Origin of the sequence: Arthrobacter sp. NtRootA1 (assembly GCF_019976975.1) — a bacterium.
In the GTDB taxonomy this organism is placed as follows: domain Bacteria; phylum Actinomycetota; class Actinomycetes; order Actinomycetales; family Micrococcaceae; genus Arthrobacter; species Arthrobacter aromaticivorans.
Map to the genome: position 1 here is coordinate 653,735 of NZ_AP024630.1, position 12,807 is coordinate 666,541.

13 protein-coding genes are annotated in these 12,807 nt (G+C 62.6%); 4 read left to right on the forward strand and 9 right to left on the reverse strand.

The window, feature by feature from the left end; translation table 11 throughout:
- The first annotated feature begins 40 nt into the window (after positions 1-40).
- Positions 41-2,176 carry a glycogen debranching N-terminal domain-containing protein gene (locus tag LDN90_RS03205; protein ID WP_223947891.1) on the forward strand — a complete coding sequence of 712 codons (2,136 nt, stop codon included), beginning with the start codon at positions 41-43 and terminating at the stop codon, positions 2,174-2,176.
- A gap of 15 nt (positions 2,177-2,191) precedes the next feature.
- Here the strand turns inward: LDN90_RS03205 and LDN90_RS03210 are convergent, their stop codons facing one another.
- The 5 genes from LDN90_RS03210 to LDN90_RS03230 form a co-directional block, all read right to left on the reverse strand.
- A complete protein-coding gene (locus tag LDN90_RS03210) occupies positions 2,192-2,722 on the reverse strand; it encodes a GNAT family N-acetyltransferase (RefSeq protein ID WP_223947892.1) in 531 nt (176 codons plus the stop codon).
- A gap of 87 nt (positions 2,723-2,809) precedes the next feature.
- The gene (locus tag LDN90_RS03215; protein WP_216921753.1) at positions 2,810-3,202 is read right to left on the reverse strand and encodes a universal stress protein; all 393 of its coding nucleotides are present in this window, start codon (positions 3,200-3,202) and stop codon (positions 2,810-2,812) included.
- Positions 3,199-4,809, reverse strand: a complete 1,611-nt coding sequence (locus LDN90_RS03220) for a tripartite tricarboxylate transporter permease (protein ID WP_216921750.1) — start codon at positions 4,807-4,809, stop codon at positions 3,199-3,201. Before LDN90_RS03220 ends, LDN90_RS03215 begins: the two co-directional genes overlap by 4 nt.
- Positions 4,809-5,312 carry a tripartite tricarboxylate transporter TctB family protein gene (locus LDN90_RS03225; protein WP_216921747.1) on the reverse strand — a complete coding sequence of 168 codons (504 nt, stop codon included), beginning with the start codon at positions 5,310-5,312 and terminating at the stop codon, positions 4,809-4,811. Before LDN90_RS03225 ends, LDN90_RS03220 begins: the two co-directional genes overlap by 1 nt.
- Positions 5,309-6,319, reverse strand: coding sequence for a tripartite tricarboxylate transporter substrate-binding protein (locus LDN90_RS03230; RefSeq protein ID WP_223947893.1), 1,011 nt, complete (start codon positions 6,317-6,319; stop codon positions 5,309-5,311). The genes LDN90_RS03225 and LDN90_RS03230 overlap by 4 nt, the downstream gene beginning before the upstream one ends.
- 274 nt (positions 6,320-6,593) lie before the next feature.
- On the opposite strand from LDN90_RS03230, the gene LDN90_RS03235 reads away from it, so the two are divergent.
- The 3 genes from LDN90_RS03235 to LDN90_RS03245 all read left to right on the forward strand — a co-directional run bounded on the left by LDN90_RS03235 (position 6,594) and on the right by LDN90_RS03245 (position 9,362).
- Positions 6,594-8,165 (forward strand): sensor histidine kinase, encoded by a 1,572-nt coding sequence (locus LDN90_RS03235; protein WP_223949225.1) that lies wholly within the window; start codon positions 6,594-6,596, stop codon positions 8,163-8,165.
- Between the two features lie 2 nt (positions 8,166-8,167).
- Positions 8,168-8,836: a response regulator gene (locus LDN90_RS03240; protein WP_223947894.1), complete on the forward strand. Its 669-nt coding sequence runs from the start codon at positions 8,168-8,170 to the stop codon at positions 8,834-8,836.
- A gap of 100 nt (positions 8,837-8,936) precedes the next feature.
- On the forward strand, positions 8,937-9,362 hold the full coding sequence (locus LDN90_RS03245; RefSeq protein WP_223949226.1) for a ChaB family protein: 426 nt from the start codon (positions 8,937-8,939) through the stop codon (positions 9,360-9,362).
- Positions 9,363-9,365: 3 nt separating this feature from the next.
- Here LDN90_RS03245 and LDN90_RS03250 read toward each other — a convergent pair whose 3' ends face one another.
- The 4 genes from LDN90_RS03250 to LDN90_RS03265 are packed head-to-tail and all read right to left on the reverse strand — an operon-like array spanning position 9,366 to position 12,806.
- On the reverse strand, positions 9,366-9,842 hold the full coding sequence (locus LDN90_RS03250; protein ID WP_223947895.1) for a heme-degrading domain-containing protein: 477 nt from the start codon (positions 9,840-9,842) through the stop codon (positions 9,366-9,368).
- Positions 9,839-10,888: a Gfo/Idh/MocA family oxidoreductase gene (locus LDN90_RS03255; protein ID WP_223947896.1), complete on the reverse strand. Its 1,050-nt coding sequence runs from the start codon at positions 10,886-10,888 to the stop codon at positions 9,839-9,841. Before LDN90_RS03255 ends, LDN90_RS03250 begins: the two co-directional genes overlap by 4 nt.
- A gap of 4 nt (positions 10,889-10,892) precedes the next feature.
- The gene (locus LDN90_RS03260; protein ID WP_223947897.1) at positions 10,893-11,792 is read right to left on the reverse strand and encodes a biopolymer transporter Tol; all 900 of its coding nucleotides are present in this window, start codon (positions 11,790-11,792) and stop codon (positions 10,893-10,895) included.
- Between the two features lie 12 nt (positions 11,793-11,804).
- A complete protein-coding gene (locus LDN90_RS03265) occupies positions 11,805-12,806 on the reverse strand; it encodes a sugar phosphate isomerase/epimerase (protein WP_223947898.1) in 1,002 nt (333 codons plus the stop codon).
- Position 12,807: the final 1 nt, after the last annotated feature.

Below are 12,807 nucleotides of genomic sequence, written 5' to 3' on the forward strand. Positions count from 1 at the left end.
CTGATAAGCAGGACATTTCCCGAGGAAGGCTTCGTGGGCCATGACTGCTTGGAACGCCGATACGGAGGCAGGCGCTTCCGAGCTGGGTGCCGTGACCGTCGTCGAAGGTTCATCCTTCTGCATTTCCGCACATTCAGGTGACATTCACGGCGGAGGCTCCCAAGGCAGTTATTACCAGGACACCCGGATCGTGTCGCGTTGGATCCTGAGGATCAACGGAGCCCTCCGGGAACCATTGGTCACCACCAACCGCACCGCGTTCCAAGCCGAATATGTTGGCCGGGCCTGCTCCAGCGATGGTCGCTTCGACAGTCCGCTGGTTGTGCAGCATCAGCGGCATGTGGGCGCCGGGCTGCGGGACGATCTCACCATCAGGAACTACTCGGGCCAGCCGGCGCCTTGCGAGATCGAGTTGCTTATCGACGCCGACCTCGCCGACCTCTTCGACGTCAAGGGCGGCAGGGCAAGCAGGGCAGGATCCACCGAGAAAACGGCGCGCAAAAAGGAGCTCCATATTGAGTCCGTTCACACGAACGGGGAACGCCGGGGAGTGGCGTTCCGGGCTTCCGGAGCCAAAGCGAACCCGGAAGGACTGACATTCCACGTCACTATCCCGCCCCGTAGCCAATGGAGCACCAGCGTCATTGCCATTCCCCTGATCAATGGAAAGGGGCCGGACGAACCGTTTACGGAAACCACGGCGCTGCACCACACGATTGGCGTCCGTCGGCATATGGCCTGGACGGAGCACGTTCCCCGGATCGCTGTCACGGACAGTAACGTCGAAGAAGTCCTGGAACGAAGCCAGAGCGATCTTGGTTCGTTGCGGATCTTCGACCACGAGCACCCTGGACGTGCTGCCGTCGCAGCAGGGGCGCCCTGGTTCATGGCACTGTTTGGACGCGACTCGATTCTGGCGTCCTACATGTCACTCATGGTGGACCCTGGACTCGCGGCTGGCTCGCTGCAAACACTGGCCGGGCTTCAGGGCAGCAAAGTGGACGTCGACTCCGAGGAGGAACCCGGCCGCATGCCCCACGAGGTGAGGCTGGGAGTCACGGCCGGACTCTCCTTGGGCGGAACCGCCTACTACGGAACGGTCGATGCAACGCCACTCTTCGTCACGCTGCTGGGCGAACTCAGCCGGTGGGGTCTGGGGGCGGACATCATCGATTCCCTCCTTCCCCACGCAGACCGTGCCATCTCCTGGATGGAGAAATACGGCGACCGGGATGGCGACGGGTTCATCGAATACCAACGTCCCAACAGTCACGGCCTGATCAATCAAGGATGGAAGGACTCCTGGGACGGCATCAACTTCGCCGACGGCAGGATCGCTGAAACACCCATCGCCTTGTGTGAGGTCCAGGCTTACGCCTACGGAGCTTATGTTGGGCGTTCGCTGCTGGCGCGCGCCGCGGGCGATACCGCCGTCGAACGCCGTTGTGCGGATCGGGCGGAAGCGCTCAAGGAGGAGTTCAACAAGGCTTTCTGGCTGCCGGACAAGGGCTATTTTGCCCTTGCCCTGGATAAGGACAAGAAACCCGTGGATTCCTGCACGTCCAACATGGGCCACTGCTTGTGGACGGGCATTGTGGACGAGGACAAGGCTGCACTTGTGGCGGAGCAACTGATGTCACCTGAGATGTTCACGGGCTGGGGGATCCGCACCCTTGGTTCGGACATGGGTGCTTACAACCCCGTCAGCTACCACAACGGCTCGGTCTGGCCGCACGATACGGCGCTCGTGGCCACCGGACTCATGCGCTACGGCTACGTGAAGGAAGCCAGCCGCGTGGCGAGCGGATTGTTCGACGCCGCTGAGCACTTCGGCGGTCAGCTTCCGGAACTTTTCTGCGGCTTTGACCGCTCGGACTTTCCGGAGCCTGTGCCCTATCCGACGGCGTGTTCACCGCAGGCGTGGGCAGCTGCGGCCCCGATTCAGCTGGCTCGCATCCTCCTGCGATTCGACCCCGATTTCACCAGGAAAGTACTCCACCTGGCACCCATCCTCCCGGACTCGTTCGGGGAGTTCAGGGCAGAAAACGTCCTGCTGGGGCGCTCGCGGATCACGATCCAGGCGTCCGCGGGAAACGGCACCGTGACGGGATTGCCGGCTGGCCTGCAGCGGCGCTCCGATCCCCGACCGCCATTGGCTGGGGACTTGTTCGGCTAACTGCCCGGATGCTGGCTAGAGCGTGTGCTCCATGACGAAGTCATGTTCCACGGTGTCGCCCAGTTTGAAGGACTTGGTGCCCACCCTCTGGAAACCACTCTTTTCATAGAAACGGATCGCCTTGGCGTTTTCACTGTTCACGCCAAGCCAGACTCCTGCCGCGCCCTTTTCCTCAGCGTCCGCGACGGACGCCTTCATGAGGCGGGATGCGGCTCCTTGGCCGTGGTGATCCGGGTGGACATAGCACTTGCTGAGTTCCGTGGAGGGGAGCGCCGAGAGCACAGAGGCTACATCCGGGTCGCTTGCCGGCTTGGCAATCAGCATGGTGTACCCGTTGAGCTGTCCGTCGTCGTCGAGCACCAAAACTGTGATGTGCGGATCGGCCAGGTAATCCACGAAGTTCGCCTCGGCCAGCGTCTTCTCGAGATGGGCCTGGATGTCAGCCGCAGAGGCGCCGGGCGGGCACGCCAGCGGGAAGGTGACGGCCGCAAGCTCGGCCAGCTTTCCGGCGTCGTCTGCTGTTGCTGTGCGGATTGTCTCTGCCACGTGGTCCCTCTCTGAGTTTGTGGACAGCTAATGCCCCTAAGAACGAATCTTAAGGGCATTGGCTGGACACGGAGTCAAAGCGAGCGTTTAGTCTGCTTTCACGGCGAGCACCGGACAGTCCGCCTCCAACAGGATCCGTTGCGAGACACTGCCCATGATGAGTTTGCCAACCGGGCTGCGGCGGCGCAGGCCAATCACAATCAGCTCGGCGTTGTGCTCGTCGGCCGCGTCGAGTACCTCAGCAGCGGCATCATGGCCCCGGACTGGCTGTTTGATGATGTGCTGGATGCCTTGGAGGGCAAGGCGCTCCTCGATGGTCTGGATTTCCGGTTCCTGCGCGTACCGGTTATCCACCAAGGCGTCCCCCTTGGAAGAGTTGATCACCAACAGGGTGTCGTTGCTTTTCTTCGCTTCGGCAATGGCTTGGGTCAGTGCGGCTTCGCCTTCAGGCGTGGGGACGTATCCCACCACGATGGTCATGGCTTCTCCTTGTTGTGGTGGCTGTTGTGGTGGATCCGTGTGCTGTTTTGGTCGGCTTGGATGGCGTCGTCCTCGCCCAGGAGCACTTCGCTGGGGTGGGCCGGGACCACGCTTGCTGGCACCGGACGGTTGCGGCGGACCAGCTTGAAGAGCAGCGGCCAGAGGATGACGATAGCCACGATGATGTAGACGACGACGGCGATTGGCTCGCTCCACAGCCCGGCGGGGTCACCGGCGAACAGCTGGAGAGTCCTGCGTAGCTGGCCTTCGATGCGCGGACCGAGGATGACGCCCAGAATGAGGGGCAATACAGGTAGCCCGAAGCGCCGCATCATGAATCCCAAGGCTCCGAGCACCAGCAGGATCACCAGGTCGAACGCCTGCAGGTTCACCGAGTAGGCGCCCAACGTGGCGAAGAAGAGAATGCCGGCGTAGAGGTAGGGCCGTGGAAGCTGCAGCAGTTTCGCCCACAAGGGTGCCAGGGGCAGGTTGATCAGAAGGAGCAGCAGGTTGCCGATGAAGAGGCTGGCGATCAGCGCCCACACCAGGGGACCTTGGCTGGAGAACAGCTGCGGACCGGGCTGGATGCCATAGGAGGTGAACGCTGCGAGCATGACGGCGGCTGTGGCGTTCGTGGGCAAGCCGAGGGCAAGCATGGGGGTCAAGGTTCCGGCGGCTGCAGCGTTGTTGGCCGCTTCCGGGCCTGCGACGCCTTCGATGGCTCCCTTGCCGAATTCCTCCGGATGTTTTGTCAGCCGCTTCTCGGTGACATAGGAGAGGAACGTGGGGATCTCGGCACCACCGGCGGGAAGTGCGCCAAACGGGAAGCCGAAGGCCGTGCCACGCAACCAGGGTTTCCAGGAGCGGGCCCAGTCCTTCTTGCCCATCCAGGGCCGTCCGACGGGAATGATGTGAAGTGGTGAACGCCGCAAGTGCGCGGCAACCCACAGTGCTTCACCCACGGCGAAGATGGCCACTGCCACCACAACGATGTCCAGGCCGTCGGCCAGCATCGGCTGGCCGAATGTCAGGCGGCGCTGGCCTGTAACGGAGTCAATGCCTACCAGACCGATGGCCAGCCCCAGTCCCAGGGAAGCAAATCCCCTGAGCCGGGATGAACCCAGGACTGCGGTGACGGCCAGCAAGGCGAGGATCATGATGGCGAAGTAGCTCGGTGCGCCCAAGCTCACGGCGAACTGAACCACCAACGGTGCAAGTCCTGCCAGCAGGGCCGTACCGATGGTGCCGGCAATAAAGGAACCAATCGCCGCAGTCGCGAGCGCTTGGGCTGCCCGTCCGGCTTTCGCCATCTTGTTGCCCTCGATAGCCGTGACGACGGACGAGGACTCGCCGGGTGTGTTCAGCAGGATGGAGGTTGTTGAACCGCCATACATGCCGCCGTAGTAGATGCCGGCGAACATAATAAAGGCGCTGGTGGGCTCAAGGGCGGCCGTGACCGGAAGCAGCAGCGCCACAGTCATGGCCGGGCCGAGCCCTGGGAGAACGCCAACGGCCGTTCCCAGGAGCACGCCGATCATGGCGTACAGAAGATTCATGGGGGTGAGGGCGGTGGCGAAACCGTCCATCAAAGAGGACCAGACGTCCATCAGAGGATTCCTTCCAGGAGTCCGGCGGGTAGTGCAATGCCAAGGCCGAGGTAGAAGCCGTAGAAGGTGGCCAGGGAGAGCGCAACAGAGATGATTCCGTCACGGACATAGTGCCGGCTGCCAAGTGCCAGTACGCTGCCCCAGAACAGGACAGTCCCGGAGATGACCCAGCCGGCCCAGTCGATGAGCAGGATGTTGAGGATGAAGGCTCCTGCGAGCGGGAGCACCGTCTTCCAATCGGCGGGGTGTGCGAGGTCAATGTCCTCGCCGCCTTCCACCTCGCCCTTGCCGCCGCGGAGAACATTGATAGCCAGCAAAATTGCGCAGACCACCAGAAGGCCGGCAACGACGAAGGGAACCGCCTTGGGCCCTACGGGGTCCGACTTCGAATACGGGGTTACCAGGCCGTTCGCGTCGAGGAAGACAAGGACGCCTACCGCGCCGAGCAGGAGGGCTACCCCCAGCTCGGCGCGGCCCTTGAGGCCTGTTGCTAAAGTGCTCACGCCAAGCCAAGCTTGGTGAGCACGTCCGCCACCCGCTTGTCCTGGTCCGTCAGGAACTTCTGGAACTCGTCACCGGTGATGAAGGCGTCGGTCCAGCTGTGGGTCTTGAGGGCTTCTTTCCAGCCAGCGGATTCGTGCATCTTCTCCAGCGCGGCAATCAGTGACTTCTTGTCGTCCTCGCTGATGCCCGGAGGGGCCACCATGCCACGCCAGTTGGTGAAGACCAGATCGATGTTGGACTCCTTCAGCGTGGGAGCGTCAACACCTTCAAGACGCTTCTCGCCACTGGTGGCCAGGACGCGGACTTCGCCGGACTTGATCTGCTGCAGGTATTCGCCTGCACCGGAAGCCGCGAAGCCAAGCTTGTTGCCGAGGATGGCCGGAAGAAGATCTCCACCGCCGTCGTATGCGACGTAGTTGACCTTCGTGGCGTCAATTCCAAGTGCGCCTGCCAACTGCATGGGCAGGAGGTGGTCGGGGCCGCCAGGCGAGGAACCGCCACCCACGGAGATGGATCCGGGATCTGCTTTCCAAGCCTTCACGAGGTCATCGATCGTCTTGTACGGGGAGTCCTTGCTGACCATGATGGCGCCGGGCTCTTCAATGAGCCGTGCCAGCGGGGTGGTCTGGGTCAGCTTCGACTCGGACTTGTTGGTGTAGCTGGCACCCACAACACCCAGACCCATGAGCATGGTGAGGTCCCCGTTCCCCTTTTCGTTGACGACGCGGGCCAGACCCACCGTGCCGCCGGCACCTGCGAGGTTGAACACCTCCGTGTTATTGGCGATCTTCTCGTCGTCGAGAACCTTGGCAGCCGCCCGTGCGGTGGTGTCGTAACCGCCGCCGGGAGTGTTGGGAACCATGATCTGGAGTCCGGTGACCGGGCCGGCTGCGGCGCCGGAGCTGGACGAACCAGTGGAGCTCTTACCTGTGGCGCCGCAACCGGTGGCCATCAAGGCGATGCCGGCAGCAACGGCGGCGATTCGCAATGCGCGGATCTGGCGCATGGTGTTCCTCTTCTCAGTATGGAAATTCTGTGCAGGGCGATCAGCGTTGTGCCCTCGTGAGTTGATGCTAGGTCCCGGCGTGACGGTCATCACTCTTGTGTTCGCAGTGATCTTTAAGTTCATTGCGTTCACGCCTTTGCCTTCTCATAGGGCCTGGCCCCGCTGGTGCTCAGCGCGCTTAGGGTATAGTTCCGATACGCCACGCGGAGCACCCCCAAGCAGCTCCACCCGCAGGCGCCACATAAGGAACCAACCAGTGACTCGACGAAGAGGAATGTCCTTGGCAGGGCAGTACCTTGTGCTGCAATTGTTGATTGTCCTGGCGGTCTTGGTTGCTGTTGTAGCCATCTCCCTGGCACAGTCGGCTGCCGCATTCGAGCGCACCGAGGGGCGCCGGGCCTTGTCTGCGGCAGAGGCCTTGGGCAACAACCCTACCGTGCGCGCATTGCTGCCCTCCGCGGAACCACGCGGCGGCTCGGCGCTTCCTGCCGTCGCGGAATCCGTTCGGACGGTCTCAGGATCCGCCCACGTGGCCCTCGCGAAACTGGACGGCACCGTGATCACTGCTTCGGACCCAGGGCTGATCGGTCGGCCCCTGCCGTTGGGCCAGAGCCGGGTGATGGAAGGGCGGGCCTGGACGGGAGTCCTCAACGGAACAAATGGGGCCGTCCTTTCCGCCCATGTGCCGGTGATTGACGATTCCGGAAAGATGATCGGCATCGCATCGATCAGCCGCAATTACCCGTCCGCCCTTGAACGGCTGGAAGACGTGGTGCCCAACCTCCTCACCTACCTGGGCGTTGCGAGTGTCCTGGGCGTAGTGGGTTCCCTACTGCTGTCCCGTCGCGTCAAACGGCAAACGCTGGGAATGGAGCCCCGGGAGATCACCGGACTCGTGGAAAACCGTGAAGCGATGCTGCAAGGCCTGAAGGAAGGGGTGGTTGCCCTTGACCCTCACGAGCGGATTACCGTGGCAAATGAGAGCGCCCGCCAACTCCTTGGACTGCCCGCGGACTGTGTAGGCCGGAAACTCGGCTCGCTTCACGTGGACCGCGCGCTGAAGGTGGTACTCACCCGGGAACAATCAGACCCAGACCAATTGGTGCTCGTGGGGGACCGGTTGGTGGTCATGAACAGGGTGGCCCTCAGGTCCCGTGGACGCGACATTGGCTCGGTGACAACGCTGAGGGACCGGACCGAGTTGTCGTCCCTGGAGAGTGAATTAGGTGCCACCCGAACCGTGACTGACACCTTGCGTGCCCAAGCCCACGAGTTCGCCAACCAACTCCACGTCATTTCCGGCCTGATCCAGATTGGCGAATACGATTCCGTGGTGCAGTTCGTCAACGGCGCCACCGTGGACCGTACCCGGCTCAACGACGAAGTGACCAGCCGCATCCAGGACCCGGCACTCGCAGCCCTCTTGATAGCCAAAGCCAGTTTGGCCACTGAGCGCGGCGTTGAACTGCAGATCGACCCGCAGTCCGGGCTCCCGCGCGTCAACGAGGAACTGTCCCGGGACCTCACCACTGTGGTGGGCAACTTGGTGGACAACGCGTTCGACGCCGTCACGGGGCTGGCTGGGGCGGCGGTGAGTGTGTTGGTGGTCAACTCAGCGGACGGTGTTTCAGTCACGGTTCGGGACAACGGTCCAGGCGTGCCCTCCGGCTCCGCTGAGGACATTTTCCGGCAGGGCTTTTCCACGAAGGAACCGGGACCCGGCGATGCCCGCGGCTTCGGCTTGGCGCTCTCGCGGGTGATCTGCCATCGGTCCGGTGGCGACCTGACAGTAGCCAACGATCATGGGGCAGTCTTCACCGCACGATTCAATAAAGGGGCAGTGTAATCATGATCAAAGTCTTGATTGTGGATGACGACTTCATGGTGGCCAAGGTCCACGCAGGGTTCATCCAACGGACCCCGGGGTTCGGCGTCGTGGGTGTAGCGCACACCGGCGCGCAGGCCATCCTTGAGACGCAACGGCTGCAGCCGGACCTGGTGCTGTTGGATATCCATCTCCCGGACATTAACGGGCTGGACCTGATGCATCAGCTCCGGGATGTTGCCCCGGACCTTGACGTGTTAGTGATCAGCGCGGCCCGTGAAACCGAGACGGTTCGCAAGGCGCTGCGCGGCGGCATTGTGCATTACCTCATTAAGCCTTTTTCGCAGGCTGATCTTCAGGAACGATTGCAACACTATTTGAACGCTTACCAAGGGCTGGACGCTTCCAAGGACGTGGCCGAGCAATCGGATGTCAACCGGGTATTCGGGCTGGATTCCGCTCAACGTACGCTGCCCAAAGGTTGCAGCGTGGAGACGCTGGAGCTCGTGGAGGCCGCGCTGAAATCGGCGCCGGGCGACGTCTCCGCCGCCGAGGTTGCAGAGCAATTGGGGACCTCCCGGGTGAGCGCCCGCCGTTACCTCGAGTACCTCCATGACGAAGGTGCGCTGGAAGTGAGGCTGAAGTACGGCGTCGGGCGTCCTGAAAGAAGGTATGTGCTGAAGGGGCGGTAACGCCGGTATCAAGCAGTTGCGGCCCGCCTGGCCGAAGGGCCAATTGATAAACTGGGTGCACGTCCATGATCAGGCTTTCTGACAAAGGAGCGTGAGTACCGTGCCTAAGACCGGCAAGAACGATCATGCCCGCAAAGACGAACTCCCATCCACGCTGCAGCGCTCTGAGCAGAAGGCCCAGGATACCTTCGCCAAGACCTACGACTCCGCCATGGAGACCTACGACAACGATGAGAGCCGGGCGGCCCGCACTGCCTTTGCCGCGGTAAAACACAGTTACGAGAAGGTGGGCGACCACTGGGAGGCGAAGGAAGAACGGGGTCCTTCTGATCAGCACGCAGAAGGGGGCGTTGAGTCAACGCAACCCACAGCCGGAGGCGTGGACGCCAACGCTTCCAAGGAACATCTCTATCAGCGTGCCCAGGAACTGGACGTCAAGGGCCGTTCGAAAATGACCAAGGACGAACTGGTCGAAGCTCTGCAGAAAGCCAACGACGCCGCGACCCGGAAGGCGCGGGGCGGCTAGTCTCTACCCCGCCACCGTCTTCAAATAATTCCGGATCCCATCGACCACTAACTGGTGGTCCTCGTCCGAGGTCAGCCCGGAGACCGTGATCGCGCCAATGACGCCAGCCCCGCGAACCCGGATCGGGAACGAGCCACCGGCGAGCGTGTAATCCTCATGGGCAAGCCAGCCGCCTCCGAGAGGGCTGTGGGTGCGGGCGGAGAATTGTTCAGTCAGCAGCGCTGTGCTGTGTTCAAAACGCAGCACCGAGGCGGACTTGCGGCGGATCCACTCTTCCTGGTCGGCCGTGGCTCCAGGCAGGACGCAGCGGAAAAGCACAAGGTTGTGCCGGCGGATATCGATGGCAACCCCGTAATCGGAAGCGATCGCGTGGTTGGCAATGAGCGAGCCGAGGCGCCAGGCGTCGTGGTGGTCAAAGCTGGCGAAGACCAGTTCTTCCTCCTGCTTGCGGAGCTCGACAAGGCGGGCAGATTCAGTCATTTCGTTGCACCTTCTTCTGAAACAACAGCGTCTGAAACGGCAGCGTCCGCTTCGTAGCTGAGTCCGATCTGGCGGCGGATTTCGTCCATGGACGCCATGATGGCCACGCTTTCACTCGGGGGCAGGATAGTGCCGGCGGTCTCACCGGCGCGGATCAGGCGTTCCAGTTCGGCCGCCTGGTACTGCATTCCGCGGCTCTTCACGGGCTCTTCGAAACGCTCCACCACCTCACCGTTGACCCCGAAAACGGTGAAGGGCACTTGGTTGTACCAGGTGTGCTCGATGTCGATGTAGCCCTCTGTTCCGATCACCATGGCGCGGTTGGCGCTGGCGGCGTCCAGTTCACAGTCAACCAGCGCCTGCCGGCCACCGGAGTACTCAAATATCGCGGCAGTTTGCCGGTCCACGCCCGTTGCCGTCATCGAGGCACTGGCAAGAATGCGTTCCGGGGCACCCAGGATGTCGAAGGCAAAGGAGATCGGGTAAATGCCCAGGTCCAGCAGCGCCCCACCGCCGAGGGCGGGATCATTCAGCCTGTGGGCCGGGTCCTTCGGAAGGCTCTGATTGTGGCCGGCAACTACCTTCCGGACCTCGCCGATGGCGCCTTCCTGGATGAGTTCGCGGATGCGGACCATGTGCGGAAGGAATCGGGTCCACATGGCTTCCAGAGCCACAAGGCCTTTGGATTCGGCAAGGTGCACGATCTCCCGGGCCTGGCGGGCGTTCATGGTGAAAGCCTTCTCCACCAGCACATGCTTGCCGGCGTTCAGGGCCAAGAGCGCGTTGGCATGATGGAACGGGTGCGGCGTGGCGATGTAGACCACGTCCACCAGTGGGTCCGCCACCAAGTCCTCATAGCTGCCGTGGGCGGTCATCACTCCATGCAGCTCAGCGAAGGCTTTGCTGGACTCCAAGGAGCGCGAGCCAACAGCCTGCACGGTAAAGCCGTTCTCGTTCAGGTCCTGCGTTTGGAGTCCGGCAATAAATCCTGTGCCGAGGATGCCCCAGCGGATTGTTCCATCGGAGGTGCCGTTGCTGAGGGTCACGTGCTTAGTCCTTCGTCGAGTCAGAAAGCGGGTACGCCACATACGCAAAACGCCGGGAGTCCGGCGACCAGCTGTTGACGTTGAGGGTACCTTGGCCACCGAAAAGTGGCCATGTATGGAACGGCGTGGCCCAGTCCTGCGTGGAAACAAGTACGACGGCGACCGACAGGTCCGCGGGGTGTCCTACCGTTCCACTGGGGAACTGAAGGTAACTGGCGTACCGGCCATCGGGGGAGAGATGGGGGAACCAGTCGACTGTTTCGGATGCGAGGAGCCGCTCGAAGCCAGTGCCGTCCACGCGAATCCGGGCGAGCTGGGCGTGACCCTGTGTGGAGGAAAAGGATTCCGTGTTTACATAGAGCCATTTCCCATCGGGCGAGTATTCCGGCCCGTCGCAGTGTCCTGAACCGACATCAAAGCGGCCGACCTCAACGCTGGCGGTAGCGCCGCCGTCTGACGCTATGGTCATCAGGCGACCTGGCTGCGTGAAGTCTCCCGCTTCGATCCCCACGTAAGCCAATTCCTTGCCGTCCGGGCTGACGCCGTGGAGGAAATGGAAGGAGCCGTGGTCCTCCGTGATGCGCAATGCCGGTCCGCCGCCCAGTGAAGCACGGTAAATGTGGCCGTCGTTCGCGGACACGAAGATGCCCTGACCGTCAGGTGCAAGGACGTGATCGTTGTTCAGGTCCTGGACTCCGGTGAGGGGGATAGGTTCCAAAGAACCCGCGTCCAGATCCAAACGCCATAACTTCCCATCCCCGTTGAGGATGAGTGAGCTTCCATCCAGGGTCCAGTTGGGCGCCTCCAGCAGGATCCCGTCGGTGGTGTAGACCAGCTCAGCTTCCCCGGTCACCGACGCGATCCGCACCTCGCAGCGCTGGCCGGATTGAAGGGTGCGGATCACGTCGGTACTGTCCTAGTCTTTGCTGCTGAAGGCGGCGTCGAAGCTGGTCTGCGACGCGGGGAAGTCGAACTTCTTCAGGGCGGCGAGGGCTTCGGGGGCACCGTGGAGGCGGTCCATACCGGCGTCTTCCCATTCGATGCTGATGGGGCCGTTGTAACCGATCGCGGCCAGGGCGCGGAAGGACGATTCCCAGGGCACGTCCCCGCGTCCGGCTGAGACGAAGTCCCAGCCCCGGCGGGGGTCGCCCCAGGGCAGGTGGGAGCCCAGGACGGTGTTGCGGCCGGTGGGGCGCAGCTTGGTGTCCTTGCAGTCCACGTGGTAGATCCGGTCTTTGAAGTCCCAGATGAAGGACACGGGGTCGATGCCTTGCCACATGAAGTGGGAGGGGTCCCAGTTCAGGCCGAACGCGGCTCGGTGGCCGATCGCTTCGAGGGTCCGGACGGTGGTCCAGTAGTCGTAGGCGATCTCGGAGGGGTGCACTTCGTGGGCGAAGCGGACCCCGTTTTCGTCGAAGACGTCCAGGATGGGGTTCCAGCGGTCGGCGAAGTCCTGGTAGCCGGCGTCGATGACTTTTTCCGGGACGGGCGGGAACATCGCGACGTACTGCCAGATGGAGGAACCGGTGAACCCGACGACGGTGTCCACGCCGAGGGCTTTGGCGAGGCGTGCGGTGTGCTTCATTTCTTCGGCGGCTCGTTGGCGGACGCCTTCGGGGTCCCCGTCACCCCAGACTTTGGACCCGACGATTGCTTCGTGGCGGAAGTCGATGGGGTCATCGCAGACGGCTTGGCCTTTGAGGTGGTTGGAGATGGCCCAGACTTTGAGGTTGTACTTGTCCAGGATGGCGAGTTTGTTCTCGACGTAGCCGGGTTCGTCCCAGCGCCAGGCGTCCAGGTGGTCTCCGGAGACGGCGATTTCCAGGCCGTCGTAGCCCCAGCCCGACGCAAGCCGGGCGACTTCCTCGAAGGGCAGGTCAGCCCACTGGCCAGTGAACAGGGTGTACGGGCGGGGCATG

Excerpts from the sequence above, each read along its gene's own strand:
- LDN90_RS03205 (WP_223947891.1), top strand. The coding sequence starts at position 41 with ATGACTGCTTGGAACGCCGATACGGAGGCAGGCGCTTCCGAGCTGGGT.
- LDN90_RS03215 (WP_216921753.1), bottom strand. The coding sequence starts at position 3,202 with ATGACCATCGTGGTGGGATACGTCCCCACGCCTGAAGGCGAAGCCGCA.
- LDN90_RS03220 (WP_216921750.1), bottom strand. The coding sequence starts at position 4,809 with ATGGACGTCTGGTCCTCTTTGATGGACGGTTTCGCCACCGCCCTCACC.
- LDN90_RS03230 (WP_223947893.1), bottom strand. The coding sequence starts at position 6,319 with ATGCGCCAGATCCGCGCATTGCGAATCGCCGCCGTTGCTGCCGGCATC.
- LDN90_RS03235 (WP_223949225.1), top strand. The coding sequence starts at position 6,594 with ATGTCCTTGGCAGGGCAGTACCTTGTGCTGCAATTGTTGATTGTCCTG.
- LDN90_RS03240 (WP_223947894.1), top strand. The coding sequence starts at position 8,168 with ATGATCAAAGTCTTGATTGTGGATGACGACTTCATGGTGGCCAAGGTC.
- LDN90_RS03250 (WP_223947895.1), bottom strand. The coding sequence starts at position 9,842 with ATGACTGAATCTGCCCGCCTTGTCGAGCTCCGCAAGCAGGAGGAAGAA.
- LDN90_RS03265 (WP_223947898.1), bottom strand. The coding sequence starts at position 12,806 with ATGCCCCGCCCGTACACCCTGTTCACTGGCCAGTGGGCTGACCTGCCC.